This is a genomic window from Aliidiomarina taiwanensis, from assembly GCF_003987015.1.
Lineage (GTDB): Bacteria > Pseudomonadota > Gammaproteobacteria > Enterobacterales > Alteromonadaceae > Aliidiomarina > Aliidiomarina taiwanensis.
The window spans coordinates 51,326-73,321 of the sequence record NZ_PIPQ01000005.1; the positions used below are offsets into that span (position 1 = coordinate 51,326).

Sequence of the window (21,996 nt, forward strand, 5' to 3'; positions counted from 1 at the left end):
CTCTGCTACATCCAGCTTAATTGGCAGCGCCGCGTTTGGTCTACCAGCGCGGCTTGCAGTTGCTCCGCATCCGCCTGTCGAATATCACGCAGCTTATAAGTCACCGAAGCGCTATAAATAGTGAGGTGCCCTATGCCCAGCCGTTTTTGCACGGGCCCCTGCTGCCAACGCACACATTGTAGCTTGGCACTTGGCATCCAACGTTCCACATGCCCAATAAAGCCTTTTCGGGTTGCCAGCCAGTCATCACTGTAATACCAAGCTCGTTGGCGCCACATCACAGCTTTTAAGCTTAGCAGCACAGGCACGCACACCACACCTAGCCAAGGTTCAGTTATCAGCCCAAGCAATATACTCGGCAACACAACCCAACGAGCTATGGCCCATGGGTGCAAACGCGACCAGTGGCGCACGGGAGGAATTTTCAAGTCGTGCAGTAATTGCTGTTTTTGCTCTTGGTTGGCAATAGGTACAACGAAACGCTCTTTTCGCCCCCCTATCCCACCGGCCTGCGCCAGCTCCATACTAAAACGCTTTAACCCACGTGCTAAAAAGCTTTGCCGTACCACAACGCCCTGCAGTTTGCGCACCGAGAAGCTTCGGTTCAGGCGGCTCAAAAAGCCTGCAGAATAGCTATAGCGCTGCTCCACTCTGGTCAAGGTATACTGAAAGTAGGTATTCGCCATAAGCAACACAGTACCGAGAACCACTAAAACCAGTATGCCCACCACAATGCTCAGCAAAAATACAACCGCAAAAGTGGTACCGCTAAACAAGCTGCCATAGGTTTCAAGCCAGCCGTCAAGAATATCGCGGGTGACGCTGTTCGAAAATAGGAAACCCGCCATAACCCCCACTACTAGCAATGGGTTGCTCATCAAACCTATTTTTAGCACTTCTGCTAATCCAAGCTTTAACTGAAAGGCTTCGCTGCCTTGCGTGCTACGGGGGGCTTGTTGGGTACTGGCTGAGGTCGCCTCAGACAATCCCGACGCAGCATCCACAGCCTCTTTTATTCTTTCTGCGCGCTCTTGCGTAAGCCCCACCAGCACAACTTCTTGGCTTTTACTGCCTGCACTTTCTAAACGAACCACACGCAGGTTGAAAGGCCGCAAGTACCAAGGCAATTGAATGTCTGCCTGTTGAATGCGCGCCATCTCTAAATTCAGCTCAGTGCGCTTTAATACACCCTGCTTCATGCGAATTCGCTCGGGGCTTACTTGGTATCGAAAGCGCAGGTAGCGCACCACAGCCACCACCACAAACAAGGTACCGGCTGCAGACAACATACCAGGAATCCACGCTCGAACAGGCTCAGCAAATACCCAAATACTCACCAGTGCCGGTATCATTTGGTAGCCTTGCTTCACTAGTTGCTTTAAGCCTTTTAAAAAGAAGAATATGACAGCAACGGGGGGAAGCCGTGCCCAATCAGCCTCATGCATTGTCATGGCGCTTCGCTTCCGTAATCGGCTCGTCACTTAATGTTTCTTCTCGTAGAATATTGAGCACAGCGTCCCGCAGTGTTTCTGCGGTTGCCACTGGTAAACCAGGAATGACAAGATCTGCCATACCGCCACCCGCCGTATACAGCACTAAACGGCTCACCCCTAAAGCCCGCTCAATAGGGCCTTGGGCAATTTCTAAGTGTTGCAAACGGTTAAAGGTAACGACCACTTCCGAGTGCCAAACAGCCCCCACCACATAACCAATAAAGTCTTCTGCGACATAGTAGTGCGTGACTTGGTGGCGGCGTGGAGCCCACACCAACGCTAATACAAGCCACAAAGCGAGAAGTCCACCTAAGCTGAAATACAAACCGACACTTGGAACCTGGTCGCTTAAGCCCGGCAGCCATAGGTAGGCTGCCACTAAGCCCGCCATAATAATAACAATCGGAAAGAACGCATGAAGGGCCAGCAGGTGCTTGTATGCACGTGCAACGGGCTTTTTTTCTAATCCTGAATACATGGAAGCTGCTCTATTTTTGGTATTATTTTTAACCAGTATACCACCAAAAATATTTATAACGGCAATAAGCAAGCATTTAAAATACCTGTATACTCAAGGTAAGTTGTTCATTTTACGTGGAGAAATTATGGCAACACCACATATTGCTGCTGCGAAGGGTCAAATCGCAGAACGTATTTTATTACCAGGCGACCCATTACGGGCCAAGTTTATTGCCGAGAATTGGCTCACCGATGTTCACCAAGTAAGTCAGGTCAGAAACATGCTGGCCTTTTCGGGGAAATGGAAAGGTACGCCTGTGAGCGTTATGGGAACGGGAATGGGCATGCCCAGTATTGGTATTTACTCTTGGGAGTTATGCCAAGTGTATAATGTACAAAAGCTATTGCGCGTGGGCTCATGCGGGGCCTATACCGACCAGTTGAACATGCTCGACTTGTTATTAGCCACTAATAGCTGGACCGACTCTAGCTTTGCCCAAGCACACAATGGCAAAGCCCTTAGCATCATTGCACCTTCTCCGGGGCTCACCAATAGCATTCGTTTGCAAGCCCAAAAGCAAGGGGTGGCACTACAGGAAGGAACTGTGCATACGTCTGACGTTTTTTACCATGGACCTGCTTTTAACTTCCGCGATGTCTTCCAAAAGCACGGGGCACTCGCTGTGGAAATGGAGGCATTTGCACTTTTCTATACCGCACAACAACTTGGTCGCGAGGCAGGCGCTTTACTCACTGTGTCCGACTCCCTTGTAACTGAAGAAGGAATAAGCACCGAAGCGCGAGAACAAGCCTTTGGCCCCATGATAGAACTCGCACTCGATGCTATATGCCAAGACTAACGACTTTAGCGGGCGACAGCGCGTAGCCTTTTATCGCCCGCCACAATCACCAAGGCTCCAGTGTTATCCATCGTCACAAAGTCGGTGGTATTAAACACTTCAAATAGTTCAAGCTCTAAGTCCATGGCGCTTTCTGCACAGGCCATTTTAGTTGCCCCAAACTGTTCAAAGTGTATGCCACCTGCTGTTGCTGAATACTGACCAAAAAAGTTATTACAACCTGCATAGCCTGTCACCTTTCCGTCTTCATGAAAGGTAAAGTGCAAGTTTTCACCGGACACATCCTGCCCGTTTAACTCCGTAACCATCCACTTCACGTTTTCTAAAGACGGCTGAGCGCCACCAGCAACACATAACGGCATGTCTTCACCGTCTAATACAAACAGAGCTTCGTCAGCTTTCACCCAAAACGTTGTGTGCGGCTCTGTACTCGATTGGTACTTACTGCCCGAAGCACTTTGCACACGCTCTAGCGGAATACTTCTGCCGTGCACGTACAGCTCCATGGTGTCCCCTCGTGTACTGCTCATGACAGGCACTTGACCACACACCCAGTCTTGCTCAAATGAGTGAGGGTACACATCCCAAATATCGTACTCGGGGAGAAACGAACAGGCCGTAAAAACAACCGGAACAACGAACAGTAGAATGCTACTTTTAATAAACAATGCAAACTTACTCATACATTTAGCCTTTATTTTAGTTGTATATGCCCTTCATCATAGACCATCTTTCCGCTTCTCACACCTGACTAAGTGTAAACAAAGGGTTTAGTAGTGACCCATGGCGTGCAAGGTTTGGTATTCATCCAGTGCCAGTTGGTCTGTTAAGCCGCTCACCACATCTTGAAGAAGGCGGCAGCGGTAATACAGCTCAAGCACTTCGTCTTCCCTACTTAATTCAGCGCAATGCTCCTTATAAGTTCTTAAAAGCTCCCCCGGTATACGGCGCAGCAATAAGGTTGCCAATACATTTGAGCATTTGCCTGTAGCCACTAACTTTTGAAAATCACCTTTATTGAGGTGCAGCAGCGGTGCATATTTATCTAAAATACCCGTCAACACTTGGTAGCCCTGGAGTTCCAGTGTTTCCACCTCATGCGTTCTAAATACATAATGTACGGCCACATTTTTAAGGCTTTGCACCACTGCATGGGCCGGGGAGTTGTCTTCAAGTAGGCCATGGGGAAAGCGACCGTCATAAATTGCTGGTAAGTTGTCCACAAAAGCGCGAGCAGCATGCTGAACTAAGGGGTGAATAAAGCCAACGCGGAATTTAATAAAGAAAGACTGCCTGTCGCTGTCAGTTGCTTGGGCCATCAAGTCTGCAAAACTTTTTCCGCCAAAGTGCGCGACTTCCGCGTCGCCATAGGGGCCTCGAAGCTTTTCAAAAGTACTCTGCAACGCCTGGGCTAGCTCGGTCACGTTCAGTAGGCCTTTGTCTACCCCATCTTCTAAATCCGCCAGGCAATAGGAAATGTCGTCCGCAGCTTCCATAATGTAAACCAAGGGGTATCTATGCCCTGGCTCTATGGTTAGTGCGGCTTGCATTTTGTGAACAAAGTCACGCTCCGAGTGGTAGTAACCAGGCTTCTTTTTCAGCGCCAACAGGGGGTCGTCATTCCCTGGTTTTTCTTCCGTGCCTGCACGAGTGTACTTCAAAATACTGGCGGTTTGTGCATAGGTTAGGTTCAGTTTTTGTAAGCTCGCCACAATGCGAATCGCTTGTGCATTGCCTTCAAACGTTTGCAGCTCATGGGTTAGTTTGCTGGCCTCTTCCGTTTTAAATACCTCTAATTGCGGTAGTTCTTTTGCAAACCACGCAGAAATAGCCGCTTCTCCAAAGTGACCAAAGGGTGGGTTCCCCATGTCGTGCATCAGGCAGGCCATTTCAACCAGCGACTCCACCTCTCGTGCATAGGCTTTCAAACCAAAGTCTTGCTCTGCACCTGCCAGCAACCGAAAGACCTCTCGGGTAATAAAGCGGCCATTTTGCTGCACTTCAAGAGAGTGGGTTAACCGGCTTCGCACTGCTGCATTTCGCTCCAGTGGGAACACTTGGGTTTTCTGCTGTAAGCGTCGAATGGGCGCTGCATTAATAATGCGACCACGATCACTTTCAAGAGCCCATTCCAAGTCACCCGGCGACGAATATTCCCTGTCCCCTTTTATTTTTTCCTGAAAGTTTCTCATGTATTCACGGCTCCTTTTTGCCATTGGTAACCAAGTAGGTTCAGTATACGGTTGTCCGTGAAAAATGTTAAAGTAATGGCTCACTTACATTTTTAATGGTGTGGTTTCGCTATGTCCGCTCGTTACTTAAGCCTCAGTCCCTTCTTTTACAGCACGGTCAAGCCTACCCCCGTGCCGGAACCCCAGTGGATAGCATTTAACCAGCCTTTAGCCGACAGCCTGCAACTTCCTGCTGAAATTGCCAGTTCAGAGCATGCTGCCGCAGTCTCTATTTTGGCGGGCAACACGGTACCAAGTTGGGCCACACCCTTTAGCCAAGCGTACTCAGGCCACCAGTTTGGTCACTTTAACCCAACCCTTGGCGACGGCCGTGCCATTGTTCTGCTCGAAGCCGAAACAGCAACGGGCGAACTGTACGACATTCAATTAAAAGGTGCAGGCCGTACTCCTTATTCACGCTCAGGCGATGGCCGCTCCCCCATAGGCCCAGTGCTGCGTGAATACCTTGTCAGTGAAACCATGCATACCTTTGGTGTTCCCACAACACGCGCCTTAGCCGCCGTTGCTACGGGAGGCTGGGTGCGGCGCGAAGAGTCCGCCCCTGGTGCTATTTTAACCCGCGTTGCAAGCAGCCATATTCGTGTTGGTACCTTTCAGTATGCCGCCTCTCAAGGTGGTAAAGAACGGGTACAAGAGCTTGCCGACTATGTTATACAACGTCACTACCCTCACTTGCAGCATGCCAAACAGCCTTATTTCGAACTTATTAAAACGGTCATGCAGCGTCAGGCTCGTTTGGTCAGCCACTGGATGAGCTTGGGCTTTATTCACGGGGTCATGAATACAGACAACTGCAGTGTAGCCGGCGAAACCATCGACTATGGCCCTTGCGCCTTTATGGAGCAGTACAATGCTCAGCAAGTATTTAGCTTCATCGATAAGCGCGGTCGCTATCGGTACGACAATCAGCCCCATATAGCCCAATGGAATATGGCACGTTTTGCAGAGTCATTGGCTGAGTTGGTACGCTTGCCTGACGAAACCAACGACGCACTGATCCGTCGTTTATCTGAACTGGTAGAAACCTTTCCAGCCATGTATGAAGCTCAATGGCTACAGCGCTTTGGAGCTAAAATAGGTCTTGCCCAGCCAACCACAGCTGATACGCAATTAATAAAAGACTTGCTTAGCTTGTTTGCTGAACACGCCATCGACTTCACCCTAGGCTTTCGCTACTTAATAGGCGAGCTCAAGGAACAACCTGAGGCCTATGCAACTCGGCAGCTATTTGCTGATCCAGCTCCCTTCCTTGCTTGGCGTAAACAATGGCAGCAGTGCGTCGGTAAGCACGCTCAAGCCCTCATGGCCGAAGTGAACCCCGTTCTTATTCCAAGAAATCACCACGTTGAAGCCGCTATTCAAGAAGCTCAAAACAAGGGCCAGCTCGAACGCTTTCATAAGTTACTGACCGCACTACAAACCCCGTTTAACGAACAGCACCTTGGTTCTGAGCTGGCTCAACCTGCCAACGCCGAAGAGCAAGTAACCACAACTTTTTGTGGAACCTAACAGTCTTCAGAGCACCTTTAACTGTCTGTATACGAAAGTGGTTTAAATTTGCCCTGACCAATCTTTGAGCTATACTGTTCGCATAGTTAACAAATTAAAAACATTTGGCTTCTGTATGTCGCTATTCCAGCACACGTACACGAAAGCTTTTAGTAATTGCTCCTAAAATAATAAGAGAGCCCTCTCATGCGACTTAGTATTATTCTATTGGCCTGCTTAATTGGTCTTATCAGCCCACAAGCAGTGCTTGCTCAATCTACTTCCTCTGCGGAAACGCTAACGGTAAACCAGGTAGTTCAACAGGGGCGGGAATATTTGACCCAGCAAAAACCAGCGCAAGCCTATGCGCTATTTCAAACCTATGAGCCCGCCTATGCAGGGCAACCCCAATATGACTATTGGTATGGCGTAGCGGCTATTCGTCATGGTCAGCCGTTTCCGGCGTCACTTGCTTTAGAGCGCGCCATTGCCAAGCAACCTCTGCATGCCGGTGCCCGCTTAGAGTTGGTTGCCGCCTATATACAGCTAGATCAATACGAGTCAGCCGAGATACAGCTGAACCATCTTGACTCCTTAAACCCGCCACCGCGAGCCCAGCAAGCCATGGACAACTTCCGCCAAGTAATAGCTGACCGCCGCGCTGGTAAAACGAACAACCCCAGCGTGTATTCGCTTTCACTCGACGCAGGTTACGACAGCAACTACCTGAATTACCCTGACAGCTTTGACTTATTTGCCGACACAATTTTAGAAGGCTTAGCAATTCTTGAGGCGGACGGCACCAGCTATAACAATGTGCGCGGTCTTGCTTGGAAGCGCTGGAATGGCAAGCAAGGTATGTTTGTCGAAGCCAGCTTGCTGGGCCAAATGCGTATCAACCACAACAGTGAAGCCAGTATTTTCGACACCCGCATTGTGCATGGGAAATTTTCTTTCGGTACCGAACTAAATAAAAGGAATGAGCTAAAATTCGGCTTCGAAGCGTCCCATTTATGGCTCGACAATCAGCCTTACCGAACCCACACAGGCTTACATGCGACTTGGAAAGGGGCTATCAATGCCTCTTCAGAACTCGTGGTCAATGGCGCTTTCCGTGAATTTCGCTTTGACCAGCGCCGCAATGACTATGTGGCGTGGTCGGGCGATGTCGAATGGCGCAAAGCCCTTTCAGAACAATGGCGGTGGCGCAATAAAGCGGGGCTCGTACAAGAAAGCGTTACGCAAGACGTTACCCGCCAAGGCGGAAATGCCAGAAAAGTTTTTATTTCAACTCACCTAGACTACAACCTTAGTGGTAACAGCCAACTGCTGAGCACCTTAGGATATGAAAATCACACTTACAGCCAAGAAGGCTTCGCTGTTTTCAACCACGGACAAGCAGAAATACGTGACGACGATAGCATTCGCGCACGCCTCGAGTGGATTTATATGCCCAGTAAACACTGGCGCTTTTCACTTTTTGGACAATATCGTAATCAAGCGTCGTCCATCGACTTTTTCGAATTAGATCAGACGTTAGTTCAAGGGAGTGTAACCTATGTTTTCTAACATAAAACAGCATAAGCGCGCGCGCTTTAGTCTATCTACCGTCGCCCTCATGGTGGGCCTGACACTCCCTGTTACGAGCTTCGCAGCAGAAGACGACCATGTGGCCAAGCTACTCTTCACCCACGGCGATGTCAGCCTTACCCGTGATGAAGTAACCAAAGCCGCCCAACGTGGCGAACACTTATTTAATAGTGACACCCTGCAAACAGAAGCGGCCTCAAGTGCCCAAATTCGCTTTTTGGACGACGCGCTCATAGCCATTCGACCACATTCAACCTTTGCTATTTCCAGCTACGTGTTTGACGAGTCAAACCCTGCCGCAGGAGAGCAAAAAACCGAATTATTGCGTGGTAGTTTGCGCGCTATGACCGGCGCCATTGGTCGCGCTAAACCTGATAATGTGGAGTTTAAAACACCCGTTGCCACTATGGGTATTCGCGGAACCATTTTGTCCGTCGTTCATGTCCCATCTGGCCAGGCTGACTTGTATCAGCTACCTGTAGGAACCTTTGTGATGGTTGAGCAAGGAGCGGTTCTCATCACCAACCCTGCAGGGGCCCAAATGGTTGGTGTAGGCGAAGCCTTCTGGGTACCCGATGCCAATACGCCGCCACAACCAGCTCCGCCAGAAGTCATTACCTTCTTGCAACAGCAACAGGCACCACAAAACGACGAAGCAGCAGATGACTCAGAAACAGACGGCACACAAAGCCAAGATGAGTCACAATCTCAAGTTGAAGTAACAGATACTCCGCCGGCAGCAGACGACGCTACACAGCAAGCGGCTGAAGACGTGGGCGAAGAAATTGCAGACGAGACCATCGAGGAAAACACTGATACGGATCCAGACCCTGATCCAGAACCTGAACCTGAACCTGAACCTGAACCTGAGCCTGAGCCTGTTGCTGAGTATGGCATTAACTTAACCTCAGGGGGTTATTTTGATCGTATGCGCAGCATGATGGGCAACTTTAGACTGCATGCATTTGGTTCGCACACAGCCTTTGTTGAAGGCGGTAACAACTTTATGTCGTTTATTGCCGACGTCGACTCAAGTCCTGCTGAAATGGGTACTGCCCTTGTTTCTGAATGGATGGAAGGCTCCGCAACAGAAATTCATTGGGGCGTTTGGGCGCCAGGTGATTACACCATAGCAAACAGCTTAGAAGAGTTGATCGATAACTCCCACTACTTCCCATATATAGTGGCAGACCAACGCGTAGAAACATTCAGTGCGTTGGAAAACATTTTAGTAACCCGGCATGAACAGCAGGACACCCTCACCTTTAAGCTAGGTGGTGGCACGGGCGTGCATTTGTCCAACGCCGAGCGTGTTGATTTGAGCGACAGCAGCCGCGTATACGTGGATACTGCGGAAGGCAGCATCGCTTTTGAGCTCGACTTTACCTACTCGGCTGACCAAACGGCCGTATTGCGCAGCTTATTTGGTTCCGGCTCCGTTGAAGACTTCTACAACAGCTTTATTGCCTTGGAGGAAACCACAGCCGGCCAGAAGTTAATAGAACTTGCCCGCATGTACGGTACTTTTACTGGCAACAGTGAACAGGGCCTTGACGCACTACTTGCCGGGTTATACTTAGCAGTACAGGGCGACGGTGAGCAGGCAACTGGGTTTGGCTTGCACTACTTCTTATACTGCTGGATGGGCGAAAGCTGTGAGGTAACACATGAGCCTGAACTTGCCATGAGCACAGGGCTCACAGAGCGAGGCTTAATCTATAATGGCTTAAGCCTTCAAAGCTCCGCCGACTCTGCTATACAGAGCTTTTCGTACTTCAGCCCGTTCTTAGCAGCAGATGTACCCGCAGATGTTCGCTCGAATACGTTGCAGTTTACACTCAACTCTTTAGCAGGCGTACAATCGGAAGCATTATACTCAGCATATTTAAACCCTCACTTGCCTTGGGGTAAAATGAGTTGGGGTACCATAGACGCCGACAGTTACTCTATTGAGAGTCTAGGGAATGGTGAAGGCACAGACGCCGTTGGCGCTCACTATCTGTTTCCTTACGTAATGACAAGAAACTCGTTATCACTTGACAGTGTTAGCGACCTTTTAGCCACTGAGTATTCTCTCGAGAATACATTGAACTTCCGCTTCTTAGGCGCGACCCCCGTTGCCTTTCAACAGGGGCAAAGCATACAGTGGCAGCCCCAGTCGAGCATATCCATTGACCTTGCTACAGGTGAGTTAACTGCCTCCTTTGCCTTTGAATACTCGGAAGATCAAGCCGCAATCGTGCGCTCCCTCGTCGGTAGCGGTAGCATTGAAGACTTCTATACTAGCTTTATTGAACTCACTGAAACGGGTGATGAAGCTGTGATTCAGTTTGCGCGCTTAGTGGGCACGCTCACTGGTTTCAACGGCACGGTAATCCCTGAGTTTGGTGCGCAATATGACGCCCAGACTATCGAAGGCCTGATTGCTGGTGTCTTCCTAGGCTTGCACGGCGACGATGAACTTGAGGATATTGGCTTTGGAACCCTGGCTTTCTTGTATTGCCATCTGAACGAAACCTGTGATTTCTCGAGCCTACAGCGAATTCCTGGTGTGAACTTAACCAACGCCGGTATGCTCGACCGCCACTTTGCGGCTCTTTTCGAGCAAGGCAATATGAGCATTGATTTACGCGATGGATATGTTGCGCCTACCGAGCTTCATACGCAAAACTACTCATTTACTGCAGACCCCGATGCCATTCCCATGAATGCTGAAACTGCTTACCTCTACGATGAGCTCACCTCCTCGGAAATGGAGGTCGCTTGGGGTGTGTGGGCAGCGGGTGACTATACACTCACAAACTCATTTGGTGAAACCATGGCAAACACCATGCCTATGCCATATATGTTCTCTAGCCACACAGTAAGTGAAGCCAGTACAGCGGCCGATATTTTTAGCATTCAAAATGACAACACCACACCGCTTATATTTGGCTTCTATGGTGGTACAGAGATGTTCATGTCCAATGACAAAGACTTAACGCTTTTATCGGACAGTCTGCTATTTATCGATCCAAGCCAAGACTTACCTATTACCGTGTACTTAAGCTTCTTGTATGACTCGGACAATACCGCTGAATATTTCGAAGTGTTTACGCGCACAAGCTTTGCACAGCTCTATTCTGCTGAAGGCGTGCTGCTGCATTCAGCAGCAGACAACACATTATTTAGCTCAGGTAAAATTCATGGCTCTTTCGTCACGAATGACAACGCGTCTGCCTTAAACGCACTTATGGCCGGCATTTTCCTCAACCTATGGGACGAAGCCGATCAAGAACATATACACGGGTACGGTCAGTACTTGTTCACAACTTGCACAGACTCTGTGTACTGCTATGACCAAACGGACGAATTATTGTTAAGCCAGTATTGGGTAGGAAGTACCAATGCCATAGGCTTTAGTACCAATGACGATATTTCGTCCACCGACGGTATCATTACGAGCTCAGCAAATAATATTTATGTTTACTTGTATGAATATGCCTTACCTCTCGTAACCTACCAGCTAAACGATGACGGCTTCTGGTTTTATTCTTACAGTAACTATTACGAGCCAACCTTCAACACCGAAAACTTTGGAAGTGTGCGTATTCCAACGAACGAAGGTGATAGTGACACAGGCGTCATTTGGGGCTACTGGGAGCCGGAGTCTTACGACGCTGGTGTGGAGGGACAAACAGGCTCCTACGTATACAATAATAACAGCAACTACCATTACCTCGTTATCGAAGAGCCCACCGACATTGCCACGCTTAACACCTTAAGCGCTTTGGGTAATCAGGAGTACGGTTTAATCGACGCCAACTTTAGTCTTAATAGCGGCGACAACAGCACTGTGTTAGCCATGACCAGCGGTGTTATAAACGTGGACTTCAACGAGCAAACCTTCGGCCTTAACTTAGGCTTTGAAGATGGCTCAACCTTACAAGCCCTGCAAAACGATGTGCTCGACTTATTTAACGCACAAGCAATTGATTTAGCAGGAACAGGAGCCTTAAGCTCCGGCCAACTAACGGGCCAATTCTTTGGGCCTGAAGCGGAGGGTATTGGTGCAATTATCGAAGCAATTCTTGCTGAAAACGACGAGTTGCTGCGGGGTATAGGTATTTTCACCCGCGAACCATAAATACTTGATGAGAAGGTTACCAAAGGCCAGGGCGTATGCTCTGGTCTTTTTTTTTGCGATCCATTTCCCTTACTGCCAAACTGCAAGAAACAACAAACAATGAGGTTTATATGCGTACTCTCGCCCCTTTATTTGCCCTGAGTAAGGCCGCTCTTTTGGCTGCCTTTATAAGCCAGCCGACAGCTGCTGCAAACGAACACACGGTGCGTATTTCTCCACAGCTCGAACAGCAAGTGATTGCCTGGCGCCGCGACTTCCACCAACACCCAGAACTCAGTAACCGCGAGTTTCGTACCGCTCGCGTTGTAGCAGAGCAGCTTGAAGCCTTTGGTTTAGAAGTACAAACGGGCATTGCCCATACGGGCGTCGTGGCCATGCTGCGCGGTGGTCAGCCTGGGCCTACCATCGCCCTGCGGGCCGACATGGACGCTCTCCCCGTTGTAGAACAAACCGACGTCCCCTTTAAATCAACGGCAGTAGGTGAATACCGTGGTGATGAGGTGGGGGTTATGCACGCCTGCGGGCACGACCTGCATATGGCCATGCTGCTCGGGGCCGCCGAGTATTTAGCCAAAAACAAAGCTGACGTAAAAGGCAATGTGATGTTTATTTTCCAACCTGCGGAGGAAGGCGCCCCAGGTGATGAAGAAGGCGGCGCCGAGCTGATGCTTAAAGAAGGTTTGTTCGCCGACATAAAGCCCGAAGCAGTGTTTGGCATTCACGTGATGAGCCCGTTTAACACCGGCGAGATCGGCTATCGCTCAGGCCCATTCATGGCTTCTTCCGACCGTTTTCATATTAATGTCAAAGGCCAGCAAACTCATGGCTCTCGACCGTGGGGTGGTGTCGACCCCATAGTGACAGCGGCGCAAATTATTAATAACGTGCAAACTCTGGTGAGCCGTCAAATTAATATTACCAAGGCCCCTGCCGTGGTGAGCTTTGGTATTGTCGAGGGCGGTGTTCGGAACAACATTATTCCTGACGAGGTTTACTTAGAAGGTACCATCCGTAACTTCGACATGGACAACCGTGCGGAAATATTTAATCGTTTACGTACCACAGCTGAGCATACAGCAAAAAGTGCAGGAGCTATTGCCGACGTCCATATTCATGAAGGCTACCCGGTCACATACAACAACCCCACGCTGACCATGAATATGCTGCCAACCCTTGAACGAGTTGCTGGCAGCGACAAAGTAAAGGAAAGTGAATTGGTTTCAGGCTCGGAAGACTTCTCTTTCTATGCGCTTGAAACACCCGGGCTGTTTGTGTTCTTAGGTATTACGCCGCCGGGACAAAATGCCGCTGAAGCACCAAGCAACCACTCGCCGTTTTTCTATGCGGACGAAGACGCTTTAAAAACAGGTACTGAGCTGTACATTAACTGGGTGTTTGACTACCCGAAGGTAGCCAACACACACTAGCTACTCGTTAAAGCTGGCTCTTGGTGGTGATGGTTTCTAAACCATGGCTACCAGGGCCACGCTCTGTTTGCCACAACTTAAACGAAAACACCAAACCTAATGCGGCTAAGCATGTATAGAACCACATGCTAGGAATATAGCCGTCGATATTGCTTGGCCCAGCTAAGTACTTGTCATTTAGGAAGCCCACCACGAGCGGCACCGCAGCCCAACCAATTTGCTGACAAAAAGTCATGAGGGCATAAGCTGAACCTAAGCGTTTCTCCGACACTATGTAGGCTACTGAAGGCCACATCACTGCCGGAATTAATGAAAACACCCCACCTAACATGAGCATAACAATAAAGAGTGTAAGGGGCGCTTGATCAAAGCCAATAAAGGGCAAGCCAATGGTCACCATAGGGCCTGGAGGTAGGTAAGTCACCATTAAAAACAGAGGCAGCATCACCAAAGAGCCTGCCGCCATAAATAAGGAGCGTTTCCCCACCCTATCAACCCATAAGCCAAACAGCGGCGTAGCGACAATAGCGGCCACCGGCAGCATACTGCTCAATAAGCCTGCGGCCTCACGGGTTAAGCCATGGGCCTGCTGAAAGTAGTCAATGGCAAAACTGCGGAATGGAAACACAGTGGCATAAAACACCACACACAAAGCAACGATATACCAGTAAGACGCACTAAAGCTGAACATACTTTTAACGTCCAGCTTATCTGGCGCGTCCGCTTCGCCAAGTTGGTAATTGCCCCGTTCAACCCGGTTTTCCGTTATCCAATATAAAATGGCAGCCGTTACTGAAATGCCCGCTACCGCTGTGGCAAGCCATAAGGGATCTTGCCAATTGGTGTACAAGGGGCTAGCAAACGACGTGGACCAGTCGGCAGAAGCCGAGCCTAAACGGGAAATAGACAGGTTCAAACCAAAGGCAAAGCTGAGCTCTTTACCACGGAACCACTTTGCTAACGTAGCCGTTGCAGCCACAATTAACGGCTCGGCACCTAGCCCAAGCAGTATTTGCCCGGCAAGCATCACTTCAAAATGAGGGGTTGCAGCCCGTAACGCCGCTGCGGCAAGACACACAGCAGCAAAGAAAGTAATGGCTTTTTTGGTCCCAAAGCGGTCAATAATGTAACCACCCACCAATAAAATACACACTGCGGCCACGTTGTAGGCGCTCCACAACCAACCAATTTGCTTATAAGTAAAACCTAAGTCCGACTGCAGTAAGTCCACCACAGGTGAAAGCGCGTCGAAAATATAGTAGTTGCCAAACATGGCCATACTGACAAACAGTAATACGGCCCAGCGAGTTAACGGCGAAGGCCGACTCGTTTGGCTATACTGCGAATTCATTTGTTCCATACAAAGCATTCCTTCTTATTGTTTTATTGTGCTGGTCATCGGTTCAAGGTCACCACCGGGTATGGCAGGGCTTGCAAACAGGTGTGCTCGTCTCGTAAAAATGCAATAACGGCCAGAGCGTCCACCGCACAGTTCGTGGTCTCTTGCTGACAGTCAGGGCTTGCACTTTGGTACTCGGTAACCCGTTTTCCGTCTTCTGTTTGCGCGACTCGAGCCACCGGATACACGCTTGGTGCGCCCGCTTCCAGCACCACGTCTAACCTATCCGAGTGATGCTGCTGGGCCCGGTACATCGCGTGCCAACCATCGTTTCCTGCGGCACTGTAACCGCTGGTTACCACCTGATAGCGTGCGTCTGCTTGCAAGGGTTGCCAGTCGGGCTGGTGTAAACTGCCGCGGTTCACTTCAAGCTGGGTAATACGCCCCGTGTTTCCTTCTGCTTCAAAGGTATAGCGCAAATTGCCGCCATACGGAAATTTTCCTGCGTGGGCACTTAAGGGCAAGGTTTGGGTAATCACCTCTGTTAGTAGTTCTTCAACCTGGGCCCCCGTTAAACTGACAATAGATAGGTGCGAAGCAAAGGGCAGCATTTCCAAACGAATATTGCCTTCGCGTAATTCACCTTGTTGCAACTCAGTACGAATACCTCCTGCGCCCACCAGGGCAAAGTCTGGCACGCGCCCGGTTACTTGCTGCACTTCCGGCCGTAAAAACCAACGGTATTGGGCATAAGCCACCAGTGGCGCTAATTCAGAGCCATGGGCATCCGAGCCGTTATCCCCCGGGCGGCGCACATGCATGATGGTTTTTGGTACAAAACCAAGTAATTGCCCGTAGGAAGCTTCTAAAGCAGGCTTATAGGTTTCATCAATATGCTTACGCAAACTCGGCGCTTCCGCCACACTCTTCGCTTGTTTATGGTCTTGAATAAACTGGGCAATATCAGCGTGGGTGGTAGGCTCAAACAGCTCGCTTGGCAACAGAGTCTGCTGCGTATAAAAGCGCTCTCCCATTAACAAGGTGTTATTGCCGTCGCAGGCTTCCACATTGCCCGCCGCATCGAAGCGTATTTTCACCAGCCCCATAGCTTGCGCATATTGGCCCGCTTGCACAATACAGGTGCGTGTTTGTCCATTCGGGTTTACTACCTGCTGAGCATATTCCCCTTGATTGCCCCAATTTAAGTCGGTAAAGTCACCCAGCAAGGTATGTGAGTGACCACCCACTATCACATCAATCCCATTCACCTCGCTCGCGAGCTTTTGGTCAAGCCCTAAACCAATATGGGTCACAGCCACAATATGCTGAACACCCGCCGCCTTTAGTGTGTCCACTGTGGCTTGCGCGCTACTTACCATTTCGAAAAAGCGTACGTCACCTGTGTTCGGGGCAATATTGGGCATATCGTCTAGCACCACTCCTAGCACCCCCACATACTGTTGCCCTTCTGGCAGCTGGTTTAACTGCGACACGGGCGTTTTTTGCCCCTTTTCATCAAACGCAAACACCACAAACGGCCGCAGGTTTTCTTGCTCTTTCAAATCAGCGTCGCCACTGGCGTCTAAATTGGCCGCCAAAACAGGAAAGTTTACTTGCTCAATAAAGGCATTTAAGCGGGCATTATCTAAGTCAAACTCATGGTTACCTAAAGCCATGGCGTCAAGCCCTAAGCGGTTCAGAATATCCGCATTCATCCGCCCTTCATTCAGTAAGAAATAACCTGACCCTTGCCACGCGTCACCACCGTGTAAAAACAGCAGGTTTTTGCCTGCTTGCTCTGCATCGCGGCGAATTGTATCTATGCGTGTTAATAACCGTGGGTGCCCACCGAATTCGGTATACGCATTCAATTTGCTGTTCGTTAAAGGTGCTTGAAAGCCACTCGCTATGGGGTCAAACGCAGAATGCGTGTCGTTAATATGGGCAATATGGAGTTCAAACGGTGCGCGCGATGAAGTCGGCTCGGGGTGCGAACAAGCGCTCAATAGAGGCAACACCAACACCAGTGTTACTGCATGCAAAAAGTAAGAACGCAAGGCGCGCATCAATAAACTCATAAAAAGCTCTCGGGTTAAAGGCATGGCCAAAATAAGATAAGCCACCATAGTACATCAGAAGTCGCCACAACTTAAATGCCCCTAGCCAGGTCATGCTGGCGGGTCGTACTAAACCTCACGCTATATTTCAGATATGATAGCCAGTACGTTATGCATCATTAAAAGGAGTTCTAGTATTTCACATCTTATTCCTGGCCCTCGTGACTTATGGTTCCTTCCTTTAGGTGGTACAGGCGAAATCGGCATGAATTTAAACTTATTTGGTCATGCCGGACAATGGCTTATGGTGGACTGTGGCGTAACCTTTAAAGAGCCTTTGCAGCCTCAGCAAAGTGGCCTAGCTTCCAGTGAAACCTTCGACGTGGTCAGTGCAGACCCGGCCTTTATTGTCGAGCATAAGGAACATTTAGCCGGTATTGTCATTACCCACGCCCACGAAGACCACGTAGGCGCCATTCCTTATTTATGGCAGCGTTTTCAGGTACCTATTTACACCACGGCTTTTACCGCTGAAGTATTACGCCGCAAGCTGGCCCAAACTAAGTTAGCCGACAAAGTTCCTATTGTGGTGGTAAATACCGGCGACACACAAAAAATCGGGGTGTTCGAAGTACAGTGGTTAGCCATTACTCACTCTATACCAGAGCCCCATGGTATGGTTATAAAAACCCCTGCAGGCACTATATTTCATACCGCCGACTGGAAGATAGACAACAACCCAGTGCTGGGTAAAGGCTTTCAAAGCCGCCCCTTTAAGCGTATGGGGGAAAAGAACATGACCGCTATGGTGTGCGACTCAACTAACGCTTTGCGTCCCGGCCATTCTGTATCGGAAAGTGAGTGTTATGCGGGGTTAAAGCAGCTTATAAACGAAGCTTCGGGCCGTGTGGTGGTGAGTTGTTTTAGTAGCAATGTCGCCCGCTTGCTCACCTTAGGCCGCATTGCTAAAGAAACTGGCCGGTATATGGCCTTGCTCGGCCGTTCACTACAAAACATGGTGAGTATTGCCCGCAGCACCGGCTACTGGGACGAAAGTATTCCCCTTGCTGAACAACGCCATATTGGTTATTTGCCACGGGAAGAAATTCTGGCTGTAGCCACCGGCAGTCAAGGCGAGCCACGTGCCGCCATGCAACGCTTAGCCAATGACAGTTATCGCGACTTGAACTTGGATAAGGGCGACCGGGTTATTTTCAGCTCCATGATTATTCCCGGCAACGAAGAGCCTATAGAAAACTTGGTGAAAGCCTTAAAAGCCAAAGGATTTGACGTGTTCCAAGCCCATGAAACCGAGCTGCCTATTCATGCCAGCGGTCATCCGTGCCAAGAAGAGCTAAAGCAAATGTATTCATGGGTAAAACCACAAATCGCCATTCCAGTTCATGGAGAAGCAGAGCACATTGCCAGCAGCGCAGCTATTGCTAAAGAATGTGGTGTACCGGTACAAATGGCTGGCTTAAATGGCGACCTGTATGTACTTGCACCCGAGCCAGCTATACGCCGCCAAGCGGTTCGCACCGGGCGCATACCGCTGGTCCAATAAAACCTCAACGTAAGGCAGTGCCTTACCTACCGTGAAATACACGTGTCACCATCAGGAGTTTGTATGAACGCACCAGACATAGTCACCCTCACCATTAATCCAGCGATTGATGTGTTTGGTGTGACCGATGAGATATTTTCTGACAGCAAAAGTCGCTGTGAAAAAGCTTCGTCGTTACCTGGCGGGGGTGGTATTAATGTGGCGCGCAATATTTACCGTATGGGAAGCTCTGTAACAGCTGTATTTCCAGCGGGTGGGCTTACCGGTAACCTCTTGAAGCAGCTAATGAACGAAGACGGCACGCCCTTTGTGGCGACCGATATTGCTGAAGAAACACGGCAAAACTTTGCTATTACCGAGCGCAAAGGCCAAAAAATGCATCACTTTGTATTTCCTGGTCCGCAATTATCGGAGCAAGAGTACCAAGCTTGCCACAACGCGCTATTCAGCTTTGCACCCCAGCCAGAATACTTAGTTCTTACTGGCAGTTTGCCAGACAATATCCCGAACAACTTTTATAAAAATATTACCGAGCAAGCCAATCAAAAAGGCATTAAAGTCATACTCGACACTTCCGGTGAGGCCTTGAAGGAAAGTCTCTATGCCGGTACTTACCTTGCCAAACTAAACAGGCGAGAATTTGCGTCGTTAGGTTTCGACGAACATGTCTCCATACAAGAGCTAGCAAAACAAATGACTGGCTTAGTTCACGATGGTGCTGTGGACCATTTAATCGTGACCTTAAACCGCGGCGGAGCCGTCTTGGTCAGCAAAAATGGAGAGTCGTATTACTTTGAAGCCCCAAGCGTTCACATTGTGAGTCATGTGGGCGCAGGCGATAGTTTTGTGTCAGCGTTAACCCACCAGCTGAATAAAGGCGCCAGCCTGCAACAAGCCACCCACTATGGCGTAGCGGCTGCAGCCGTTACCGTGCAACTGGAAGGGAACCAGCTGCACGACTTAAACTGGCTTGAACGTATGGTCAGTGAGGTGATTGCACACCCGCTACCATAAACAACGTAAGGCATTGCAACGTAAGGCCGTGCAACGTAAGGCAGTGCCTTACCTACAATGCTTAACGGTTATTGCTGTGTTTGTGGGAGTAATTTACGTATTTGCTCTAAATACGCCTTCCCTGCTTCACGCACTTGCTCGTATTGGGCACGTTCTGAGCCAACATGCACTTCTTCAAGCAAATCTTCGGCACGATCAAGCTCGTCCTCAATCCGCTCTAGGGCATTTTCCAGCGTATAGGTCAGCTGGTGAATTTCGCTCAGCTTGTGAATATCAAGGTCATCGCTTGCCAAAATAGCTTCAAGCTGTTGGTTAAACTCAGTTAAGTTTTTCACCGCCACCTCAAGGCTAGGGGAGGGCTCGCCTTTATAATGAGACATGCGATCGTCGTCGCTTGCCTGCACTTCCTGAAGCGCCCCCCCACCAAGAAATAAACTACTGACCAATGCCACCATGGCAACTGCTGATGCTAGTTTCATAACCACCTCACCTAGTTAATAAGAATGATTCTCATTTTACTCTTTACTCACGAGAATACCAGTAAGAATTACGTAAACCTAGGCAGAAAAATCCGCGTGCTTATAGTCTTGGTAAGTTTCTCTCAGCTCGTTTTTCTGTACCTTCCCGGTGGCATTAATAGGCAGCGATTCTGCAAAAAGTACATCGTCGGGTATCCACCAGGTGGCTACTTTCCCTTCTAAGTACTTCAGCAGCTCATCGCCTTTAACCTGTACACCTTCTTTGGGCACCACAATCAATAACGGCCGCTCGTCCCATTTCGGGTGCGCCGTGGCAATCACCGCCGCCTGTAATATATCGGGGTGGCCCTGCACTATATTTTCAATATCGCTGGAGCTAATCCACTCACCGCCGGACTTAATCAAGTCTTTCGCTCGGTCCATAATGCGCATGCAACCGAACTCGTCTATCACAGCAATATCGCCTGTATCGAACCAGTCGTTGCCACGGGTATCTGGTTGATTAAAGTACCCATCGCAAATCCATAGACCGCGAATATGCAGGTAGCCTTGCGTGGTGCCGTCCCAAGGCAGCTCCTCTCCAGCTTCATCTACTATTTTCAGCTCCACCCCAAACACGGGGTAGCCTTGCTTTAAGCGTTGCTGGTGCTGCTTGTCTGCGTCCCAGCTTGAGGCCGCTGCAGGCAACGAGCTATTACAGGTACCCAGCGGGCTGGTTTCTGTCATGCCCCAAGCGTGAATTACATTCACCCCTTGCTCCTTGGAAAAGTACTCCATTAAATAAGGCGGGCAGGCACTGCCACCTACCACCATACGCTCTAGGTGAGGGACTTTTTTGCCCGTCTTTTGGAGGTACTGGGCCATGCCACCCCATATAGTGGGCACACCTGCCGTTAAGGTCACTTTCTCATCAATGAACATATTGGTTAGTGCTTCAAAGTCCATCACCTTCGGGCCTGGGAACACTATTTTTGTGCCTATCATGGCGCACGCAAAGGGAATGCTCCAAGCGTTAATGTGGAACATAGGCACCACCGGCAAAATAACCGACTGACGGCTTAAACACAGAGCGTCGGGCTGGCTCAGCCCCATTGCATGAAGCAACATAGTACGGTGAGAGTACAACACACCCTTGGGGTTTCCAGTGGTGCCCGAGGTATAGCATAAAGCTGCTGCTTGGTGTTCGTCTGTGTCTTCAGGCCAAGCATATTCAGAGCTATGCGCTGCTAAAAAGTCTTCATACAACAAGTAGTCACCCACTGAGCCTGCGTCCGATGTCATCACAACCACATGCTCAACGGTTTTTAATTGAGAGCGAATCGCATCAATAAGAGGCACAAACATGGGGTCAATAAACAACACCTTGTCGCTGGCGTCGTTCATAATATAAATAAGCTGCTCTGGGTGCAGCCGCGGGTTGATGGTGTGGGTTACCCCACCAAAGCCACTAATACCGAAGTACAGCTCAAAGTGGCGAAAGTCATTCCACGCCATGGTGGCGACACGGTCTCCTTTTTTCAGCCCCAGCGCTTCAAAGCCATTCGCCAGCTGACCTGCACGGGCCAGCGCGTCACCTAACGTATACCTGTGCTGCGGGTGGTCCGCAGTCACTGAAACGATTTCTGTGTCATTATACAACCGAGAAGCATGGCGAATAACCGATTGAATGGTCAGTTGAAATGGCATCATTTGTCCGAGCATGGGTGACTCCCTCACTTTGTAATTATGTTGTTACCCATACTATTACACTAAATTTTGTTAAATTCACAAACTCTGGTTTAACGCCTAACTTTGTAGCGACTTATTTTCCTGCGAGTGCACTATTGCAAATGAACACACAGCACTTAG

Annotated in this window: 15 protein-coding genes; 7 read left to right on the plus strand and 8 right to left on the minus strand. The window is 49.5% G+C overall.

Going from position 1 to position 21,996, the window contains the following annotated elements; translation table 11 throughout:
• Positions 1-5: 5 nt before the first annotated feature.
• Both CWE15_RS08645 and CWE15_RS08650 read right to left on the minus strand, forming a co-directional pair.
• The gene (locus CWE15_RS08645) at positions 6-1,451 is read right to left on the minus strand and encodes a PH domain-containing protein (protein ID WP_126757694.1); all 1,446 of its coding nucleotides are present in this window, start codon (positions 1,449-1,451) and stop codon (positions 6-8) included.
• Complete coding sequence (locus CWE15_RS08650; protein ID WP_126757695.1) at positions 1,438-1,971, minus strand: PH domain-containing protein; 534 nt, start codon at positions 1,969-1,971, stop codon at positions 1,438-1,440. Before CWE15_RS08650 ends, CWE15_RS08645 begins: the two co-directional genes overlap by 14 nt.
• Positions 1,972-2,098: 127 nt before the next feature.
• On the opposite strand from CWE15_RS08650, the gene deoD reads away from it, so the two are divergent.
• The gene (gene deoD / locus CWE15_RS08655) at positions 2,099-2,812 is read left to right on the plus strand and encodes a purine-nucleoside phosphorylase (RefSeq protein ID WP_126757696.1); all 714 of its coding nucleotides are present in this window, start codon (positions 2,099-2,101) and stop codon (positions 2,810-2,812) included.
• Between the two features lie 5 nt (positions 2,813-2,817).
• On the opposite strand, the gene CWE15_RS08660 is transcribed toward deoD, so the two are convergent.
• Both CWE15_RS08660 and dgt read right to left on the minus strand, forming a co-directional pair.
• Entirely contained in the window at positions 2,818-3,495 is a 678-nt protein-coding gene (locus CWE15_RS08660; RefSeq protein WP_126757697.1) for an META domain-containing protein, read from the minus strand.
• A gap of 87 nt (positions 3,496-3,582) precedes the next feature.
• A complete protein-coding gene (gene dgt / locus CWE15_RS08665) occupies positions 3,583-5,004 on the minus strand; it encodes a dGTPase (RefSeq protein WP_126757698.1) in 1,422 nt (473 codons plus the stop codon).
• A 111-nt stretch (positions 5,005-5,115) separates the two neighbouring features.
• Between dgt and CWE15_RS08670 the strand changes: the two genes are divergently transcribed.
• The 4 genes from CWE15_RS08670 to CWE15_RS08685 all read left to right on the plus strand — a co-directional run bounded on the left by CWE15_RS08670 (position 5,116) and on the right by CWE15_RS08685 (position 13,695).
• Positions 5,116-6,573, plus strand: coding sequence for a protein adenylyltransferase SelO (locus tag CWE15_RS08670; protein WP_126757699.1), 1,458 nt, complete (start codon positions 5,116-5,118; stop codon positions 6,571-6,573).
• A 186-nt stretch (positions 6,574-6,759) separates the two neighbouring features.
• Entirely contained in the window at positions 6,760-8,121 is a 1,362-nt protein-coding gene (locus tag CWE15_RS08675; protein WP_126757700.1) for a tetratricopeptide repeat protein, read from the plus strand.
• Entirely contained in the window at positions 8,111-12,268 is a 4,158-nt protein-coding gene (locus CWE15_RS08680; protein ID WP_126757701.1) for a FecR family protein, read from the plus strand. The genes CWE15_RS08675 and CWE15_RS08680 overlap by 11 nt, the downstream gene beginning before the upstream one ends.
• Before the next feature lie 110 nt (positions 12,269-12,378).
• Positions 12,379-13,695: an amidohydrolase gene (locus CWE15_RS08685; RefSeq protein ID WP_126757702.1), complete on the plus strand. Its 1,317-nt coding sequence runs from the start codon at positions 12,379-12,381 to the stop codon at positions 13,693-13,695.
• Positions 13,696-13,702: 7 nt separating this feature from the next.
• Here CWE15_RS08685 and CWE15_RS08690 read toward each other — a convergent pair whose 3' ends face one another.
• Complete coding sequence (locus tag CWE15_RS08690; RefSeq protein WP_241971879.1) at positions 13,703-15,055, minus strand: MFS transporter; 1,353 nt, start codon at positions 15,053-15,055, stop codon at positions 13,703-13,705.
• A gap of 35 nt (positions 15,056-15,090) precedes the next feature.
• Positions 15,091-17,112 (minus strand): bifunctional metallophosphatase/5'-nucleotidase, encoded by a 2,022-nt coding sequence (locus CWE15_RS08695; RefSeq protein WP_198675000.1) that lies wholly within the window; start codon positions 17,110-17,112, stop codon positions 15,091-15,093.
• 244 nt (positions 17,113-17,356) lie between these two features.
• On the opposite strand from CWE15_RS08695, the gene CWE15_RS08700 reads away from it, so the two are divergent.
• Together CWE15_RS08700 and CWE15_RS08705 are read left to right on the plus strand one after the other, a co-directional pair.
• Complete coding sequence (locus CWE15_RS08700) at positions 17,357-18,655, plus strand: ribonuclease J (protein ID WP_126757703.1); 1,299 nt, start codon at positions 17,357-17,359, stop codon at positions 18,653-18,655.
• A gap of 63 nt (positions 18,656-18,718) precedes the next feature.
• Positions 18,719-19,669: a 1-phosphofructokinase family hexose kinase gene (locus CWE15_RS08705; RefSeq protein ID WP_126757704.1), complete on the plus strand. Its 951-nt coding sequence runs from the start codon at positions 18,719-18,721 to the stop codon at positions 19,667-19,669.
• Positions 19,670-19,737: 68 nt separating this feature from the next.
• Here the strand turns inward: CWE15_RS08705 and CWE15_RS08710 are convergent, their stop codons facing one another.
• Both CWE15_RS08710 and CWE15_RS08715 read right to left on the minus strand, forming a co-directional pair.
• Positions 19,738-20,148: a DUF6746 family protein gene (locus tag CWE15_RS08710; protein ID WP_126757705.1), complete on the minus strand. Its 411-nt coding sequence runs from the start codon at positions 20,146-20,148 to the stop codon at positions 19,738-19,740.
• A 78-nt stretch (positions 20,149-20,226) separates the two neighbouring features.
• On the minus strand, positions 20,227-21,849 hold the full coding sequence (locus tag CWE15_RS08715) for a long-chain fatty acid--CoA ligase (RefSeq protein WP_126757706.1): 1,623 nt from the start codon (positions 21,847-21,849) through the stop codon (positions 20,227-20,229).
• Positions 21,850-21,996 lie beyond the last annotated feature (147 nt).

Coding starts and splice junctions, on each gene's coding strand:
- CWE15_RS08645 (WP_126757694.1), bottom strand. CDS start 1,451: ATGACAATGCATGAGGCTGATTGGGCACGGCTTCCCCCCGTTGCTGTC.
- CWE15_RS08650 (WP_126757695.1), bottom strand. CDS start 1,971: ATGTATTCAGGATTAGAAAAAAAGCCCGTTGCACGTGCATACAAGCAC.
- deoD (WP_126757696.1), top strand. CDS start 2,099: ATGGCAACACCACATATTGCTGCTGCGAAGGGTCAAATCGCAGAACGT.
- CWE15_RS08660 (WP_126757697.1), bottom strand. CDS start 3,495: ATGAGTAAGTTTGCATTGTTTATTAAAAGTAGCATTCTACTGTTCGTT.
- dgt (WP_126757698.1), bottom strand. CDS start 5,004: ATGAGAAACTTTCAGGAAAAAATAAAAGGGGACAGGGAATATTCGTCG.
- CWE15_RS08670 (WP_126757699.1), top strand. CDS start 5,116: ATGTCCGCTCGTTACTTAAGCCTCAGTCCCTTCTTTTACAGCACGGTC.
- CWE15_RS08675 (WP_126757700.1), top strand. CDS start 6,760: ATGCGACTTAGTATTATTCTATTGGCCTGCTTAATTGGTCTTATCAGC.
- CWE15_RS08680 (WP_126757701.1), top strand. CDS start 8,111: ATGTTTTCTAACATAAAACAGCATAAGCGCGCGCGCTTTAGTCTATCT.
- CWE15_RS08685 (WP_126757702.1), top strand. CDS start 12,379: ATGCGTACTCTCGCCCCTTTATTTGCCCTGAGTAAGGCCGCTCTTTTG.
- CWE15_RS08690 (WP_241971879.1), bottom strand. CDS start 15,055: ATGGAACAAATGAATTCGCAGTATAGCCAAACGAGTCGGCCTTCGCCG.
- CWE15_RS08695 (WP_198675000.1), bottom strand. CDS start 17,112: ATGAGTTTATTGATGCGCGCCTTGCGTTCTTACTTTTTGCATGCAGTA.
- CWE15_RS08700 (WP_126757703.1), top strand. CDS start 17,357: ATGAATTTAAACTTATTTGGTCATGCCGGACAATGGCTTATGGTGGAC.
- CWE15_RS08705 (WP_126757704.1), top strand. CDS start 18,719: ATGAACGCACCAGACATAGTCACCCTCACCATTAATCCAGCGATTGAT.
- CWE15_RS08710 (WP_126757705.1), bottom strand. CDS start 20,148: ATGAAACTAGCATCAGCAGTTGCCATGGTGGCATTGGTCAGTAGTTTA.
- CWE15_RS08715 (WP_126757706.1), bottom strand. CDS start 21,849: ATGCTCGGACAAATGATGCCATTTCAACTGACCATTCAATCGGTTATT.